This window comes from Pseudomonas sp. CP-1 (assembly GCF_021213715.1).
GTDB lineage: Bacteria > Pseudomonadota > Gammaproteobacteria > Pseudomonadales > Pseudomonadaceae > Pseudomonas > Pseudomonas aeruginosa.
In genome coordinates this window covers 19,421-34,043 of the sequence record NZ_JAJQKY010000003.1, presented here as the reverse complement: position 1 = coordinate 34,043, position 14,623 = coordinate 19,421, and the positions used below count along the sequence as shown (strand labels likewise).

The window sequence follows — 14,623 nt, the reverse complement described above, 5'->3', positions numbered from 1 at the left end:
GCCGCCGGGCGGGCTACAGGCGTTCCTCGGGAAGGGTAGCGCAGCGCGGGATGCGCGTGGCGTCCCAGTGCGCCACGCCCCAGGCCAGCGCCTCGCTGGCGCTGGCCTGGGCCAGTTCGGCCGGCGGCCGCTGGCCGAGCGCGCGCAGGGCGCGGGTCAGCGGCGCGGCGGCCTGCTCGGAGGGCAGCGGCGGGGAGCGGTAGGACTTGCCGAGCTTGTGCCCGTCCGGCTGGACGATCAGCGGCACGTGCAGGTAGCGCGGCTGGCTCAGCCCCAGCAGTTCCTGGAGGTAAAGCTGGCGCGGGGTCGAGTCGAGCAGGTCGGCGCCGCGGACGATGTCGGTGATGCCCTGCCAGGCGTCGTCCAGCACCACCGCCAGTTGGTAGGCGTAGAAGCCATCGCGGCGCTGGATGACGAAATCGCCGACCTCGCGGCCGAGATGCTGGCGGACTTCGCCCTGCACGCGGTCGACGAAGCGATATTCCAGCTCCGGCACGCGCAGGCGGATCGCCGCGTCCTCGCGGGCGTGCCCGGCGTCGCGGCAGAAGCCCGGGTAGATCCCGGCGAATCCCTCAAGCTGTTTGCGCGAGCAAGTGCAGGCGTAGGCCAGGCCGCTGCGCAGCAGTTGCTCGACCACTGCGGCGTAGGCCGGGAAGCGTTCGCTCTGCCGCTCCACCGCGCCGTCCCATTCGAAGCCGTAGCGCTCCAGGGTTTCCAGGATCGCCTGCTGGGCGCCCGGGACTTCGCGGGGCGGGTCGAGGTCTTCCATGCGCACCAGCCAGCGGCCGCCGACGGCACGCGCGTCCAGGTAGGAGGCGACGGCCGCCACCAGGGAACCGAAGTGCAGGTAGCCGCTGGGCGTCGGGGCGAAGCGGCCTACATAGGAAGAGGTCATGGCGCGGGCGGTGCGGCGGGGAACGGCGGAAACGAAACGGGGCGCCTTGGCGCCCCGTCGGTCCGGCTCAGGAGCCGAGTTGCTTCTCGCGGATTTCCGCGAGGGTCTTGCAGTCGATGCAGAGGGTCGCGGTGGGGCGTGCCTCCAGGCGACGGATGCCGATCTCGACGCCGCAGGAGTCGCACCAGCCGTACTCTTCGTCTTCGATCAGTTGCAGGGTCTCGTCGATCTTCTTGATCAGCTTGCGCTCGCGGTCGCGGGCGCGCAGTTCCAGGCTGAATTCTTCTTCCTGGCTGGCGCGGTCGGCCGGATCGGGGAAGTTGGCCGCTTCGTCCTGCATGTGATGCACGGTACGGTCGACCTCTTCCATCAGCTCCTGTTTCCATTTGTTCAGGATCGCGGTGAAGTGCGCGCGCATGCGCTCGCTCATGTACTCCTCGCCCTTGGTTTCCTGATAGGGTTCGAAGCCGCGGGTCATCTGCTGGCTGCTCTGTTGTTTTGCTTTGGTGGACATGAATGGCCGCCTCTCACTTTCGCTAATCCTGTCCGCGGCAGGGTTCCCTCGCCGGCTCTCCGGCCCCGCGGTCGCAAGCGGGCGAACTTACCAGAACGATAACCTTGGCGCTACTCCCGGTTGTCGAGGCTGGTGTCGCCCGCGTAATGGCTTGGTTAGAATCGGTTTTTCCTCGCAAAGTTCGGAATATCCATGGCTACCTCCTATAGCGCGCGCAGTCGGGCCATCGAGCCTTTCCATGTCATGGCCCTGCTGGCGCGGGCCAACGAGTTGCAGGCCGCCGGCCACGATGTGATCCACCTGGAGATCGGCGAGCCGGACTTCACCACGGCCGAGCCGATCGTCGAGGCCGGGCGCGCCGCCCTGGCCGCCGGGCATACCCGCTACACCGCCGCCCGCGGCCTGCCGGCGCTGCGCGAGGCGATCGCGAAATTCTACGGCGAACGCTACGGGGTCGACCTCGACCCGCAGCGCGTGCTGGTCACTCCGGGCGGCTCCGGCGCCCTGCTGCTGGCCAGCAGCTTGCTGGTCGACCCCGGCCGCCACTGGTTGCTCGCCGACCCGGGCTACCCGTGCAACAGGCATTTCCTGCGCCTGGTGGAAGGCGCCGCGCAACTGGTGCCGGTGGGGCCGGACAGCCGTTACCAACTGACGCCGGATCTCATCGAGCGACACTGGGATTCAGACAGTGTAGGCGCTCTGGTGGCGACGCCGGCGAATCCGACCGGGACCCTGCTCGATCGCGACGAGCTGGCCGGCCTGTCGGGCGCCTTGAAGGCCCGCGGCGGGCACTTGGTGGTGGACGAGATCTATCACGGCCTGACCTATGGCGTGGACGCCGCCTCGGTGCTGGAAGTCGACGACGACGCTTTCGTCCTGAATAGTTTTTCCAAGTATTTCGGCATGACCGGCTGGCGCCTGGGCTGGCTGGTGGCGCCGGCAGCGGCGGTGCCTGAGCTGGAGAAGCTGGCGCAGAACCTCTACATCAGCGCGCCGAGCATGGCCCAGCAGGCCGCGCTGGCCTGTTTCGAACCGACCACCATCGCCATTCTCGAAGAGCGTCGCGAAGAGTTCGCCCGCCGTCGCGACTTCCTCCTGCCGGCCCTGCGCGAGCTGGGTTTCGGAATCGCCGTGGAGCCGGAAGGCGCCTTCTATCTCTACGCCGATATCAGCGCGTTCGGCGGCGATGCCTACGCCTTCTGCAAGCACTTCATCGAGACCGAGCACGTCGCCTTCACCCCGGGGCTGGATTTCGGCCGCCACCAGGCCGGCCACCACGTGCGTTTCGCCTATACCCAGAACCTGCCGCGCCTGCAGGAAGCGGTGGAGCGGATCGCCCGCGGCCTGAAGAACTGGCGGCCCTGATGCGTTTCGAGCAGCCACTGGAAGAAGGCCGCCTGCTGCGTCGCTACAAGCGTTTCCTCGCCGATATCGAGAGCGCCGGCGGCGAGCGCCTGACCATCCACTGTCCGAATACCGGTTCGATGCTCAATTGCATGAGCGAAGGCTGCCGGGTCTGGTTCAGCCGCTCCAACGACCCCAAGCGCAAGCTGCCGGGGACCTGGGAGCTGAGCGAGACCCCGCAGGGCCGCCTGGCCTGCGTCAACACGGCGCGGGCCAACCGCCTGGTAGAGGAGGCGCTGCTGGCCGGGGACATCGCGGAGCTTGCCGGTTTCACCGCTCTGCGCCGGGAAGTGGCCTACGGCGTGGAGAACAGTCGCGCCGACTTTCGCCTGGAATACCCCACGGGCGCACTGTTCATCGAGGTGAAGAGCGTCACCCTGGGCTTCGACGAAACCGCCGTGGCGGCCTTTCCCGACGCGGTGACGCTGCGCGGCGCCAAGCACCTGCGCGAACTGGCGGCGCTGGCGCGGGAGGGGATCCGCGCGGTGCAGCTGTACTGCGTGAACCTTTCCGGGGTCGAGGCGGTGCGCCCCGCCGACGAGATCGATCCAGCCTATGGCAAGGCGTTGCGCGAGGCGGCGCAAGCGGGCGTCGAGGTGCTGGCCTATGGCGCCGAGGTGACGACGGAAGGATTGCACCTGGCGCGGCGCCTCCCGGTGCGACTCTGAGGCATGGCCGCGCCGTGGGGCGCGGCCACTCGCTCAGCGGCGTTCGAGCAGGACGCCGCTTTCCATGTGGTGGGTGTAGGGGAACTGGTCGAACAGCGCGCAGCGGCTGATCCGGTGCGTGTCGTGCAGTTGGGCGATGTTCTGCGCCAGGGTTTCCGGGTTGCACGAAATGTACAGGATGCGCTCGAAGCGCCGGGTCAGCTCGCAGGTGTCCGGATCCATGCCGGCTCGTGGCGGATCGACGAAGACATTGCCGAAGGCGTAGCTCTTCAGATCGATGTCGGCCAGGCGGCGGAACGGGCGAACCTCGTTCAGCGCCTGGGTCAGCTCTTCGGCCGACAGGCGCACCAGGCTGACGTTGTCCACCGCGTTGTCGGCCAGGTTGGCCAGCGCCGCATTGACCGAGGACTTGCTGATCTCGGTGGCCAGCACCTTGCGTACCCGGGTGGCCAGGGGCAGGGTGAAGTTGCCGTTGCCGCAGTACAGTTCGAGCAGGTCGTCGTCGCGCTGGCCGAGCGCCTCGTAGGCCCAGCCGAGCATCTTCTGGTTGACCTCGCCGTTGGGCTGGGTGAAAGCCCCCTCGGGCTGGCGGTAGCGGAAGCGCCGGCCGGCGACCGACAGTTCCTCCTCCACATAGTCGCGTCCGACGACGATACGCTTGCCGCGCGAACGCCCGACCAGGTTCACGCCCAGTTCCGCCGCGAGCTTTTCCGCTGCCTGTCGCCAGGCGTCGTCGATCGGCCGGTGGTAGCAGAGGGTGATCAGCGCGTCGCCGGCCAGGGTGGTGAGAAACTCCACCTGGAACAGCTTGAAGCCCAGCGCCGGGTCGGCCCAGGCCGCCTTCAGGCGCGGCATCAGTTCGTTGATGCGGCGGCTGGCGATGGGGAAATCCTCGATCAGGATCGGCGTGTGCTTGTCGCCCTGCTCGAACATCGCGTAGTGACGCTTCTCGTTGCCGGTTTCCCGCCACAAGCGGAATTCGGCGCGCAGCCGGTAATGCTCGCGCGGCGACTCGAAGACCTCCGGCGCGGGTGCCGCGAACGGGGCCAGCAATCCGGCGAGGCGGGACTTCTTGTCTTCCAGTTGTGCGGCGTAGGCGCTGGGGTCGAACTGTGGACGGCTCATGCGTTGAAGAAGCCCAGCTTGATCACGAACAGCACGGAGAGGATCACCAGCGCCGGGTTCAGTTCGCGCCAGCGCCCGGACAGCACCTTGATCGCGGTCCAGGAAATGAAGCCGAAGGCGATGCCGGTGGCGATCGAGTAGGTGAACGGCATGGCCAGCGCGGTGACGACCACCGGCGCGGCGACGGTGATGTCTTCCCAGTCGATCTCTGCCAGGCCCGAGGCCATCAGCACGGCGACGAAGAGCAGCGCCGGGGCGGTGGCGAAGGCCGGTACGCTGCCGGCCAGTGGGGCGAAGAACAGCGCGAGGAGGAACAGGATGGCGACGACGATGGCGGTCAGGCCGGTGCGGCCGCCGGCGCTGACGCCCGCGGCGGACTCGATGTAGCTGGTGGTGGTCGAGGTGCCCAGCAGCGAGCCGCCCATGGCGGCGGTACTGTCGGCGATCAGCGCGCGGCCCATCTTCGGCATGTGGCCGTCCTTGCCCATCAGTCCGGCGCGCTTGGCGACGCCGATCAGGGTGCCGGAGTTGTCGAACAGGTCGACGAAGAGGAAGGCGAAGATCACGCTGACCAGGCCGATGTCCAGCGCGCCCTTGATGTCCAGTTGGAGGAAGGTCGGCGCCAGCGACGGCGGCATCGAGACCACGCCGCCGAACTGGGTCACGCCGAGCAGGATGGCGATGGCGGTGACCACCAGGATACCGATCAGCACCGCGCCGGTGACGCTACGCGCCTCCAGGGCGACGATCAGGATGAAGCCGAGGGTGGCGAGGATCGGTGCCGGCTTGGTCAGGTCGCCCATGCCGATCAGGGTTGCCGGGTTGTCCACCACGATGCCCGCGTTCTGCAGGGCGATCAGTGCGAGGAACAGGCCGATGCCGGCGGCGATCGCCGAGCGCAGCGGCAGGGGGATGCTGTTGATGATCCATTCGCGGATGCGAAAGATCGACAGCAGGAAGAACATGGTGGCGGAAATGAACACTGCGCCCAGCGCGACCTGCCAGCTGTGGCCCATGTGCAGCACCACGGTGTAGGTGAAGAAGGCGTTGAGGCCCATGCCGGGGGCCAGGGCGATCGGGTAGTTGGCGATCAGGCCCATGATGGTCGAGCCGATGGCCGCTGCCAGGCAGGTGGCGACGAACACCGCGCCCTTGTCCATGCCGGTCTCGCCGAGGATGCTCGGGTTGACGAAGAGGATGTAGGCCATGGTCAGGAAGGTGGTGATCCCCGCCAGGATCTCGGTGCGCACCGTGGTGTTGTGCGCCTTTAGTTGAAACAGCTTTTCCAGCATGTTGGATTCCCCTGAATGTGCTCTGCAACGATCCCCATGGCGCCAGCAGAAGTGGCCGGCCGCGGAGCCGGCCGCCGACCAGGGAAAACCGAATTTCCGCGTGGCGGGCGTTGCATCGCTGTCTCGTCGGCGCGGTATCGCGAACGATCCCGGCAGACGGCTGAGTCCCGAAAATGCGCGAGCCGCATGAAACGACCCACGCACGCCAGGGGCCTCGCGGCGGCCTGCGTGGGGTTCATACGGCTCGAAAAGGCGCGCATCATACCAGTTCGCGGGAGAGGGGTGAATTTCCGCCAGTCTAGTCGATCGTCGCCTCGCGGAAGGCCCTGCTCGCCCGCCCGGCGCGGGCGGCGTTAACATAGGCGTTGGCGTCCGGACGGACGCTCCGCCCAGGTTTTCTGCAGTACCTCATCATGAAACGCTCGAAACTCGCACTCCTTCCGCTGGGCCTGGCGCTGCTGCTGGCCGCCTGCGCCAGCGATCCGCTGCCGATCCCGCAGCACAGCTTCGGGGTCTATGCCACCGCCAGCACGCCTTCTGCGGCGTTCCGCACCCTGGCCGACCCGCAGGGCAAGGCCATGCTGGTGGCGCTGAAGCCCAGCCTGACCCAGGCTGACGTACTCCGCGCCGAGGTCCTGTACGACCAGAACGGTCGACCCGGCGTCGAAGTCACCTTCACCGAACCGGCCGCCCGCCGCCTGGCCGCGCTGACCGGCGAGGCCCGGGGGCGCACTCTCGCGGTACTGGTGGACGGGCGCCTGCGCCTGGCGCCGCGGGTGCGCGAGCCGATCCGCAACGGCAAGGTCTATCTCGACGGGTTGGCTTCGGCCTACGAGGCCAGGGAACTGGCCGATCAGTTGAATGCGCTGGGAAGCCAGCCGGGGCGCTAAGCGCCCGGCTGGCGGCGAGGCTCAGAGCGTCTGGGCCTTGAAGGTATCGCAACTGGCCGGCGAGCCGCTCTCGAAGCCGGTCTTGAACCAGCGCATGCGTTGCGCCGAGGAGCCATGGGTGAAGGAATCCGGCACCACCATGCCGCGGCCCTGGCGTTGCAGGCGATCGTCGCCGATGGCGTTGGCGGCGTTCAGGGCTTCCTCGATGTCGCCCGGCTCCAGCCAGTTCAGCCGCTGCTGTGCACGGTTGGCCCAGACCCCGGCGAAGCAGTCCGCCTGCAGTTCCTGGCGTACCGACAGGCCGTTGGCGCCCTCCATGCGCGCGCCGCGCTGGCGGGCAGCGTTGATCTTGGCCGAGATGCCCATCAGGTTCTGCACGTGGTGGCCGACCTCGTGGGCGATCACATAGGCCTGGGCGAAGTCGCCGGCGGCGGAGAAGCGCTGTTCCATCTCGCGGAAGAACTCCAGGTCGAGGTAGACCCGGCGGTCGGCCGGACAGTAGAACGGCCCGGTGGCCGACGAGGCGAAGCCGCAGGCGGAATTCACCCCATTGCTGAACAGCACCAGCTTGGGCTGTTGGTATTGTGCCTGGCCGCTGGCGAAGATCTGTTCCCAGGTGTCCTCGGTGTCGCCGAGGATCGAGCGGACGAACTCGCTCTGCTCGTCATTGGCCGCCGGGGCCCGACCGCCGGCCTGCTGCTGGGTGGCCGGCGCCGGGCTGTCCATCTGGCCGAGCAGCGACCCGAGGATCTGCATCGGGTCCTGGCCCATCAGCAGGCCGACCACCACCACGATGGCCACCCCACCCAGGCTGAGGCCCTTGCCGCCGATGCGCATGCCGCCACCGCCGCCTGCGCCTCCTTCGCCCCGGGCATCAATCACGTTGTCACTGCGTCGTCCTTTGCGCCAGAGCATGGCGGTTCTCCTGTACGTTTCGCTTCTTCAGTGTTGTCGTCGTCCGCCGCCAGCGCCACCCCGACCGTCAGGCCGAGGTCAGCAGCTCGGCGCGGGCGAGCAGTTGGACGTGGCCGCCGACCCTTACGCTACCGTCTGTCGCGACCTGGACGTCGAGCCGGCTCGGCCGCTCGAGGAAGCGTCCCTGGTGCAGGACGAAGGGTTCGCCGCGCGCGGCAAGCCCGTATTCCACCAGGTAGGCGGCGACCGGACCGGCAGCGCTGCCGGTAGCCACGTCTTCCACCAGCCCCAGGTTGTCCCAGGTGCGGCCCTCGCGCCCGTCGACGTCGAGCAGATAGACAAACGCCGCGCCGAGTTTATCCAGGGCTTCTTGCAAATCGTTGACCTGACGGGCTCGACCCAGCGCCTCGGCGGTCACCGGCAGGAGCAGGTAGGGCAGGCCGGTGCTCACCACCCGCGGCGGATGCCCGGACAGGTCGTTGGCCGATAGCGAGAAGGCTTCGGCGAACCAGCGGCAGGTCCCGGCGTCCGGGGTGGCGCCGAATTCGGCGCGGCCCTGGTCCATCTCGGCGTAGAAACCGCTGCCCGCCCGCACGCTGCGCAGGGCCACCGATTTGCTGGCCAGGTGCAGCGTCCAGTGCTGTTCGTTGTCGCCGCCGCGCAGGTGATGGAGCAGGGCGGCGGCGCCGAGCAGCGGGTGGCCGGCGAACGGCAGTTCTTCCTCCAGGGTGAAGATCCGTGCGCGGAAGGCCCGTGGGTCGTCGCCCGGCAGCAGGAAGATCGACTCGAACTGGCGCAGTTCGCGGGTCCAGGCCTGCATGGCGGCGTCATCGAGGGCGCTGGCGTCGTCGAACACGGCCAGGCCGTTGCCGGTGAGCGGACGCTCGGCGAACACATCGAGTTGCCAGTAGCGTCGGGACATGGGCCTTTTCCTGTGAAATGGAATGAAAAACGCGAGGGGGGACTCGACAAGCAGCCTATCGGCCTTTATGTTCGCCGACAAGAAAGCGCCTGGCTGGCGCTTTCCAGGCCGCCGCAGCGGCCGGCGTCGCTCGGACGGTTCCGGGCGCTTACGTTACTCCGAGGACAGCATGGCTGAATCACGCCCTGCGCGCCGTTTCGCGCGCATCGACCGCCTTCCCCCCTACGTTTTCAATATCACCGCCGAACTGAAGATGGCCGCTCGTCGCCGTGGCGAGGACATCATCGACCTGAGCATGGGCAATCCCGACGGGCCGACCCCGCCGCATATCGTCGAGAAGCTCTGCACCGTCGCCCAGCGCGAAGACACCCATGGCTACTCCACCTCGCGCGGCATCCCGCGCCTGCGCCGGGCCATCTCGCACTGGTACCGCGACCGCTACGACGTGCAGATCGACCCGGAAAGCGAAGCCATCGTCACCATCGGCTCCAAGGAAGGCCTGGCGCACCTGATGCTGGCGACCCTCGACCATGGCGACACCATCCTCGTGCCCAACCCGAGCTATCCGATCCACATCTACGGTGCGGTGATCGCCGGCGCCCAGGTGCGCTCGGTGCCGCTGGTGCCGGGCATCGATTTCTTCAACGAGCTGGAACGGGCGATCCGCGAATCGATTCCCAAGCCGCGCATGATGATTCTCGGCTTCCCCTCCAACCCTACCGCGCAGTGCGTCGAGCTGGACTTCTTCGAGCGCGTGGTGGCGCTGGCCAAGCAGTACGACGTGATGGTCGTGCACGACCTGGCCTATGCCGACATCGTCTACGACGGCTGGAAAGCGCCGTCGATCATGCAGGTACCGGGTGCCAAGGATATCGCCGTGGAGTTCTTCACCCTGTCGAAGAGCTACAACATGGCCGGCTGGCGGATCGGCTTCATGGTCGGCAATCCCGAGCTGGTCTCGGCCCTGGCGCGGATCAAGAGCTACCACGACTACGGCACCTTCACACCCCTGCAGGTGGCGGCCATCGCCGCTCTGGAAGGCGACCAGCAGTGCGTCCGCGATATCGCCCGGCAGTACCAGCAGCGCCGCGACGTCCTGGTGAAGGGGCTGCGCGAGGCCGGCTGGATGGTGGAGAACCCGAAGGCCTCGATGTACGTCTGGGCGAAGATCCCCGAGCCCTACGCGCATCTGGGCTCGCTGGAGTTCGCCAAGAAGCTGTTGCAGGACGCCAAGGTCTCGGTGTCGCCGGGGATCGGCTTCGGCGACTACGGCGACGATCATGTGCGTTTCGCCCTGATCGAGAACCGCGACCGCCTGCGCCAGGCGGTGCGCGGGATCAAGTCGATGTTCCGCGCCGACGGGCTGCTGTCGCCGCAGAAGAAGGTCGATAGCCTGGCGGAGTGATCCTCACGCCCTGCTACAAGGAAAAACGCCGTTTCCCCTGGGGGAAACGGCGTTTTCGTTAGCGTCCCGGGTACTCCGCCAGTACCGAGGCCTGGCCGCTCCTGGTCAGGCCGACGACCTGGTAGGCGTCCTGGCGGTCGCCCATTTCCATGCCCGGTGAGCCGACCGGCATGCCCGGTACGGCGGCGCCGACCAGGTCGGCGCGTTCGCGCAGCTTGAGGATGTCGGCTGCCGGCACGTGGCCTTCGACGAACTTGCCGTCGATCACTCCGGTATGACAGGAGCCCATGCTGTAGGGCACGCCGAGGCGGCTCTTGACTGCGCTCATGTCTGCTTCCACATGGTCGGTGACCTTGAAACCGTTGGCTTCGAGGTGCTTGATCCAGTCCTTGCAGCAGCCGCAGTTGGCGTCGCGGTGGACGTCGATGGCCAGCGGTTCGGCGGCCTGGACCAGGGAACCGTGGAGCAGGGTGGCGGCCAGGACGGCCAGGGGAGCGAAGCGGCGCATGGGATTCTCCTTGCTGCGAGCGAATGCCGGGAGCATACCGCTGGCACCCGCTGCCACCCAGCCGGTGAGCTGTATCCACTTGTGACGAAGCGATGCGCTGCCCGCCGCGCCGGGTTGCCGTTGGGCAGGGACGGATTGTCGCAGCGAACTCGTCGGCGCGGTTTGGGTCTGCTGTCCTTAGGGTTGCCGGGGCGTTCGCCGCCGGTGTCGAACTGACCGCTGGGGGCAACAGGCCCGAGGAGAAAGGGGATGCTCTTCGCCCGTTTGGTTTTGCTGGTTCAGGCGCTGGTATGGGGCGCGCTGGGAGTGCTGTACTGGGTGCGTCCCTACGAGATGGCCAATCTCAGTGGCATGCTGCTGATGGAGCCTTCGGCGGTCAGCGATGCGCGGGTGTTCTATGGCGGCCATCAGTTCGCCCTGGCGTTGTTCCTGCTGTTCGCCCTGCGCCGGGCTTCGCTGGTGCAGCCGGCGTTGATCCTGGTAGTGCTGCTGCAATCGATCCTGACTCTGTCGCGGCTATTGATTGCCTGGATCGAGGGCGGGATGGAGGCCGACGGCAACCTGTTCGGCCTGCTGTTCCGCGGCGCAATGGCTGCCCTGGGGATCGCCGCCCTGTGGTGGCTGCAACGGCGGCCGCCCCGGCTGTCGACGCCCGGCGAGAGCACCGAGCGCCGCGAGGACGACTTCGACGGCCTGTGACATTCAAGGTTGACTGCGACTCGGGAAGTCCTTCAGCAATTGCGCGACGCCGCGGTCGAACGCTTCCTGGGTCAGCGCCGGATCGTGCAGTTGGCGGCTCAGCACGCTTTCCAGAAGGACCCTGCCGTTGCTTTCGTCAAGGATGCGCAGCGCCAGCCTGGCCTCGGTGTCTTCGGTCAGTTGGGTCTGGGTGAAGACGCCATCCTGGGTGATCACCGGGCGCATTTCCAGGCCCGGCTGGCGTTGCAGGCCGAGGGCGTAGATCACCCGCAGGTCGCCGTGTTCCGCCTGGTAGCGATAGCCCTTGGCCTCCAGGGCGCGGCGCACGGCCGTATCGAAACGCTCTTCGAAGTCGATGCGGTGCCCCTCGGCGCGTACCGCCTGGATGAAGAAAGTCCGGTAATCCGCCGCTGTTACGCCAGGGGCGAGCCGTACGGGGCCCGGTTCATTGCGGCAGGCATAGAGCAGCAGGCCGAACAGGAGCAGCAGGACGAAGCGCAGGCTGAATCGGCGCATGGCGCGTTCCTTCCTCTTTTTTATCTTTGTGCCGCAAGCCTAGCCGTTGCCTCGCGGCTTGCCGCCCATCCCCCGTTGGGTCAGTCGTCCAGCTCCACCCAGAGGCCTTCGGCGTCTTCCCGGCAGGGCAGGGCGCGCAAGCGCTCGCCAGCGCAGGGGCCGGCGACGCACTCGCCGGACTCGATGAGGAACAGCGCGCCGTGGCTGGCGCAACGGATCAGGCTGGCGCTGTCGTCGAGGAAGGCATCGGGCTGCCACTCCAACGGGATGCCGCGATGCGGGCAGCGGTTCAGGTAGATGTAGGCGCGGCCGTCGCGACGCACCGCGAACAGCCGCCGCTCATCGACGAGGAAGCCGCGGCTGTTGCCTTCGGCGAGATGGGAAGAGGGACACAGGTGGATCATGGGCGCTCCGTTTGCCGGGATCATTATCCCTGATCCGGAGGACGGCTTTCACCTGTGGCATGGAAAGCGCCCGGCATGGCCAGGCGCTGGGTATGGGGGCACTTCCGTGTGCGAAGGGGTAACGGGTCAGATGTCCCAGACCAGGTTGACCGCGAAATTACGGCCTGGCTGGGACAGCCGGTCGATGTTGGCCGGGGCCAGCGCCGAAGCCTCGCCGACGCTGTCGTAGCCGCGCACGTCATCCCACAGCCAGTATTTCTTGTCGGTCAGATTGTAGAGACCGGCGTTGAGGGTCAGGTCCTTGCTCAGCCTGTAGTAGGCGCTGAGGTCGAGGACGCCGAAGCCCGGGGTCTTGAACTGGCTGGCGGTGCCATCCGGGGTGTGGAAGGTGCTGTCGTCGACGCGATCCTTGCGTTTGACCAGGGTCCAGCTGAGCAGCCCGCCGTAGTTGCCGTCTGCTTCGTCGTAGCCCAGGCCGAACACTCCGGTGAGTGGGTTGACGCTGTTGATCGGCTCGCCGTTGTCCTTGTTGCGACCGTAGGCGTAGGCCACGCTGCCCTGGGTGTAGAGTCCCTGCGGCGCGCCGAAGGCGCCCAGCTCCAGGCGGCCCTTGAGCTCGACGCCCTTGATCACCGCCCGCTCGATGTTGTTGGACTGGAAGGTCTGGCCGTTGCCGCCGGTGCTATCGGTATTCAGGGCGTCTTCGTCGATGAAGTCGCGATATTTGTTGTAGAACACCGCTACGCCGAAGCTGCCTTCGTCGAACTTGCCGCGCAACCCGGTCTCGAAGCTCTGGCTCTTTTCCGGCTTGAGGTTGGGGTTAGGCTCGATGTGGTAGCCCGCCTGCAGGTTCTCGAATCGACCGTACAGCGCCTTGGCGGTGGGCGTGCGGAAGCCCTGGGCGTATTGGCCGTACCAGGTGTAGTGCTGGGCGAAGTCGTAGGTCACGCCGAACTTGGGCGAAACCCGGTGCCATTTCTTGTCCGACTCGTCGACCGCGGTGTTCTGGCTCTGCTTCATGGTGCGCAGGAACTCGTCGGTGATGTGCGGCTCCATGCGCGTGTAGTCGTAACGCAGGCCGGGAGTGAAGGTCCAGTCGTTCCAGCTGATGCTGTCCTGGGCGAACAGGGCGTAGGTCTTCACCGTCGGATCGGGAAAGTCGCTGCTGCGTTCCAGGGCATCACGCGGGCTGTCCGCGCCGGTGTCCAGGTTGGTGCCGGTGCCGCTGCGCATGCCGGTGACCTTCTGGTGCTTGAGATTGATCCCGTAGCTCAGCAGGTGCTCGGTCTCGCCGATGGCGAAGCTCTTGTCCAACTGGCTGTCGAAGACCCACAGGCGTTCCTTGTAGGTAGTGTCGCGGGTGCGCAGGACCTTGCGGGTGATCGGGTAGTAGAACTCGCGGGTCGCCTGGTCGGTCTTCGCCAACTGGTAGTTCAGGCTCCACTGGATGCGATCGGCGACCGGGCTGTCGAGCAGGAAATGGTGCTCCAGGCCGTAGCGCTCGCGAGTCAGGGTGTCGTTGCCCTTGCGCCACTGGTACATGCCGCCCGGCAGCATGCTCGGTGGGATGGCCGGCTTGCCCTTGTCGTAGGGGCCGCCATAGGCGCTCTTCTGGTCGGTATCGACGTCGCTCTTGTACTTCTCGAAGACCAGCCCGAAGCGGCTGCCCTCGGCGTAGTTCCAGCCCAGCTTGCCGAGCAGGCTGTAGCTGTCGGCGTCTTCCGGGTTGGCTTCGCTGCGCGAGAGCCCGGTGCCGCCGTGGCCGCCGTTGGATTCGGTCTCGTGGCCCTGGCGGTAGCCATAATGCAGCAGGCCGTCGAAGTCGTCGGCGCGGCCGGCGACGGTGGCCGAGGTCAGCCAGGAGTGGCTTGCCGACTCGTAGCCGGCCTTCAGCCGGGCGCCGACGTCCTTGCCGTCCTTGATGATGTCCGACGGGTCGAGGGTGAAGTAGCTCACCGCGCCGCCGATGGCGTTGCTGCCGTACAGCGCCGAGGCCGGGCCGCGAAGGATTTCCACGCGCTTTACGATGTCCGGATCGACGTAGTTGCGGTGGGTCTGCGCGTAGGGGCCGCTGAAGAAGTCGTTGGGCAGTTCGACCCCGTCGATCTGCGTAAGGATGCGGTTCCCGTCGATGCCGCGGATGTTGTAGCCGGTGATCCCGGCACGCTGGCCGGCGCCGCCGACCGAGACTCCCGGTTCGTAGCGCACCAGTTCCTTGATGTTGTTGACGTTCTGCCGGTCCAGTTGTTCGCGGGTCTGCACGCTGACGGTGCTCGGCACCGAATCCACTGCCTGCTCGGTACGGGTGGCGGTGATGGTGGTCGGGGTCAGCGGGACGGCGTTCCCCGCCAGAGCCAGGGAAGGGCTGAGCAACAGCAGGGCCAGGCAGGGGCGCAGGGCGAAGGGCGGGGAGAGCGGCATGTGGGACTCCTTGGGTCGGGCCGGTGGCGAATAGCCAGGGGGACG

At 67.1% G+C, this 14,623-nt stretch carries 15 protein-coding genes; 5 read left to right on the top strand and 10 right to left on the bottom strand.

Features of this window, described 5'->3' with window-relative positions:
- Nucleotides 1–13: 13 nt before the first annotated feature.
- Both gluQRS and dksA read right to left on the bottom strand, forming a co-directional pair.
- Nucleotides 14–895 (bottom strand): tRNA glutamyl-Q(34) synthetase GluQRS, encoded by an 882-nt coding sequence (gluQRS, locus tag LT948_RS07110; protein WP_023094226.1) that lies wholly within the window; start codon nucleotides 893–895, stop codon nucleotides 14–16.
- A 67-nt stretch (nucleotides 896–962) separates the two neighbouring features.
- On the bottom strand, nucleotides 963–1,409 hold the full coding sequence (gene dksA / locus LT948_RS07105; protein ID WP_003095122.1) for an RNA polymerase-binding protein DksA: 447 nt from the start codon (nucleotides 1,407–1,409) through the stop codon (nucleotides 963–965).
- Nucleotides 1,410–1,601: 192 nt separating this feature from the next.
- On the opposite strand from dksA, the gene LT948_RS07100 reads away from it, so the two are divergent.
- Both LT948_RS07100 and sfsA read left to right on the top strand, forming a co-directional pair.
- Nucleotides 1,602–2,774 carry a pyridoxal phosphate-dependent aminotransferase gene (locus LT948_RS07100; protein WP_003095120.1) on the top strand — a complete coding sequence of 391 codons (1,173 nt, stop codon included), beginning with the start codon at nucleotides 1,602–1,604 and terminating at the stop codon, nucleotides 2,772–2,774.
- Nucleotides 2,774–3,481, top strand: coding sequence for a DNA/RNA nuclease SfsA (sfsA, locus tag LT948_RS07095; RefSeq protein ID WP_003100180.1), 708 nt, complete (start codon nucleotides 2,774–2,776; stop codon nucleotides 3,479–3,481). The genes LT948_RS07100 and sfsA overlap by 1 nt, the downstream gene beginning before the upstream one ends.
- 33 nt (nucleotides 3,482–3,514) lie before the next feature.
- Here sfsA and trmA read toward each other — a convergent pair whose 3' ends face one another.
- Nucleotides 3,515–4,606, bottom strand: a complete 1,092-nt coding sequence (gene trmA, locus LT948_RS07090; RefSeq protein WP_003135215.1) for a tRNA (uridine(54)-C5)-methyltransferase TrmA — start codon at nucleotides 4,604–4,606, stop codon at nucleotides 3,515–3,517.
- A complete protein-coding gene (locus tag LT948_RS07085) occupies nucleotides 4,603–5,898 on the bottom strand; it encodes an NCS2 family permease (protein WP_003095114.1) in 1,296 nt (431 codons plus the stop codon). Before LT948_RS07085 ends, trmA begins: the two co-directional genes overlap by 4 nt.
- A gap of 413 nt (nucleotides 5,899–6,311) precedes the next feature.
- On the opposite strand from LT948_RS07085, the gene LT948_RS07080 reads away from it, so the two are divergent.
- Nucleotides 6,312–6,788 carry a SecDF P1 head subdomain-containing protein gene (locus tag LT948_RS07080; RefSeq protein WP_003111176.1) on the top strand — a complete coding sequence of 159 codons (477 nt, stop codon included), beginning with the start codon at nucleotides 6,312–6,314 and terminating at the stop codon, nucleotides 6,786–6,788.
- Between the two features lie 21 nt (nucleotides 6,789–6,809).
- On the opposite strand, the gene ypfJ is transcribed toward LT948_RS07080, so the two are convergent.
- Both ypfJ and LT948_RS07070 read right to left on the bottom strand, forming a co-directional pair.
- The gene (gene ypfJ, locus LT948_RS07075) at nucleotides 6,810–7,703 is read right to left on the bottom strand and encodes a KPN_02809 family neutral zinc metallopeptidase (protein WP_003095112.1); all 894 of its coding nucleotides are present in this window, start codon (nucleotides 7,701–7,703) and stop codon (nucleotides 6,810–6,812) included.
- A gap of 67 nt (nucleotides 7,704–7,770) precedes the next feature.
- On the bottom strand, nucleotides 7,771–8,625 hold the full coding sequence (locus LT948_RS07070) for a PhzF family phenazine biosynthesis protein (RefSeq protein WP_003113456.1): 855 nt from the start codon (nucleotides 8,623–8,625) through the stop codon (nucleotides 7,771–7,773).
- 169 nt (nucleotides 8,626–8,794) lie between these two features.
- On the opposite strand from LT948_RS07070, the gene alaC reads away from it, so the two are divergent.
- Nucleotides 8,795–10,030, top strand: coding sequence for an alanine transaminase (gene alaC, locus LT948_RS07065; protein ID WP_003111172.1), 1,236 nt, complete (start codon nucleotides 8,795–8,797; stop codon nucleotides 10,028–10,030).
- A 58-nt stretch (nucleotides 10,031–10,088) separates the two neighbouring features.
- On the opposite strand, the gene LT948_RS07060 is transcribed toward alaC, so the two are convergent.
- Nucleotides 10,089–10,538, bottom strand: a complete 450-nt coding sequence (locus LT948_RS07060) for a DUF411 domain-containing protein (RefSeq protein ID WP_003095106.1) — start codon at nucleotides 10,536–10,538, stop codon at nucleotides 10,089–10,091.
- A gap of 249 nt (nucleotides 10,539–10,787) precedes the next feature.
- Here LT948_RS07060 and LT948_RS07055 point away from each other — a divergent pair, with 249 nt between their 5' ends.
- On the top strand, nucleotides 10,788–11,237 hold the full coding sequence (locus LT948_RS07055; RefSeq protein ID WP_004352646.1) for a DUF4345 family protein: 450 nt from the start codon (nucleotides 10,788–10,790) through the stop codon (nucleotides 11,235–11,237).
- 3 nt (nucleotides 11,238–11,240) lie between these two features.
- On the opposite strand, the gene LT948_RS07050 is transcribed toward LT948_RS07055, so the two are convergent.
- The 3 genes from LT948_RS07050 to phuR all read right to left on the bottom strand — a co-directional run bounded on the left by LT948_RS07050 (nucleotide 11,241) and on the right by phuR (nucleotide 14,578).
- A complete protein-coding gene (locus LT948_RS07050) occupies nucleotides 11,241–11,753 on the bottom strand; it encodes a DUF4136 domain-containing protein (RefSeq protein ID WP_003095104.1) in 513 nt (170 codons plus the stop codon).
- Nucleotides 11,754–11,833: 80 nt separating this feature from the next.
- Nucleotides 11,834–12,181: a Rieske (2Fe-2S) protein gene (locus tag LT948_RS07045; protein ID WP_003121065.1), complete on the bottom strand. Its 348-nt coding sequence runs from the start codon at nucleotides 12,179–12,181 to the stop codon at nucleotides 11,834–11,836.
- A 102-nt stretch (nucleotides 12,182–12,283) separates the two neighbouring features.
- Nucleotides 12,284–14,578, bottom strand: a complete 2,295-nt coding sequence (phuR, locus tag LT948_RS07040; protein WP_003095102.1) for a heme/hemoglobin uptake receptor PhuR — start codon at nucleotides 14,576–14,578, stop codon at nucleotides 12,284–12,286.
- Between the last annotated feature and the right edge of the window lie 45 nt (nucleotides 14,579–14,623).

Coding starts and splice junctions, on each gene's coding strand:
- gluQRS (WP_023094226.1), bottom strand. CDS start 895: ATGACCTCTTCCTATGTAGGCCGCTTCGCCCCGACGCCCAGCGGCTAC.
- dksA (WP_003095122.1), bottom strand. CDS start 1,409: ATGTCCACCAAAGCAAAACAACAGAGCAGCCAGCAGATGACCCGCGGC.
- LT948_RS07100 (WP_003095120.1), top strand. CDS start 1,602: ATGGCTACCTCCTATAGCGCGCGCAGTCGGGCCATCGAGCCTTTCCAT.
- sfsA (WP_003100180.1), top strand. CDS start 2,774: ATGCGTTTCGAGCAGCCACTGGAAGAAGGCCGCCTGCTGCGTCGCTAC.
- trmA (WP_003135215.1), bottom strand. CDS start 4,606: ATGAGCCGTCCACAGTTCGACCCCAGCGCCTACGCCGCACAACTGGAA.
- LT948_RS07085 (WP_003095114.1), bottom strand. CDS start 5,898: ATGCTGGAAAAGCTGTTTCAACTAAAGGCGCACAACACCACGGTGCGC.
- LT948_RS07080 (WP_003111176.1), top strand. CDS start 6,312: ATGAAACGCTCGAAACTCGCACTCCTTCCGCTGGGCCTGGCGCTGCTG.
- ypfJ (WP_003095112.1), bottom strand. CDS start 7,703: ATGCTCTGGCGCAAAGGACGACGCAGTGACAACGTGATTGATGCCCGG.
- LT948_RS07070 (WP_003113456.1), bottom strand. CDS start 8,625: ATGTCCCGACGCTACTGGCAACTCGATGTGTTCGCCGAGCGTCCGCTC.
- alaC (WP_003111172.1), top strand. CDS start 8,795: ATGGCTGAATCACGCCCTGCGCGCCGTTTCGCGCGCATCGACCGCCTT.
- LT948_RS07060 (WP_003095106.1), bottom strand. CDS start 10,538: ATGCGCCGCTTCGCTCCCCTGGCCGTCCTGGCCGCCACCCTGCTCCAC.
- LT948_RS07055 (WP_004352646.1), top strand. CDS start 10,788: ATGCTCTTCGCCCGTTTGGTTTTGCTGGTTCAGGCGCTGGTATGGGGC.
- LT948_RS07050 (WP_003095104.1), bottom strand. CDS start 11,753: ATGCGCCGATTCAGCCTGCGCTTCGTCCTGCTGCTCCTGTTCGGCCTG.
- LT948_RS07045 (WP_003121065.1), bottom strand. CDS start 12,181: ATGATCCCGGCAAACGGAGCGCCCATGATCCACCTGTGTCCCTCTTCC.
- phuR (WP_003095102.1), bottom strand. CDS start 14,578: ATGCCGCTCTCCCCGCCCTTCGCCCTGCGCCCCTGCCTGGCCCTGCTG.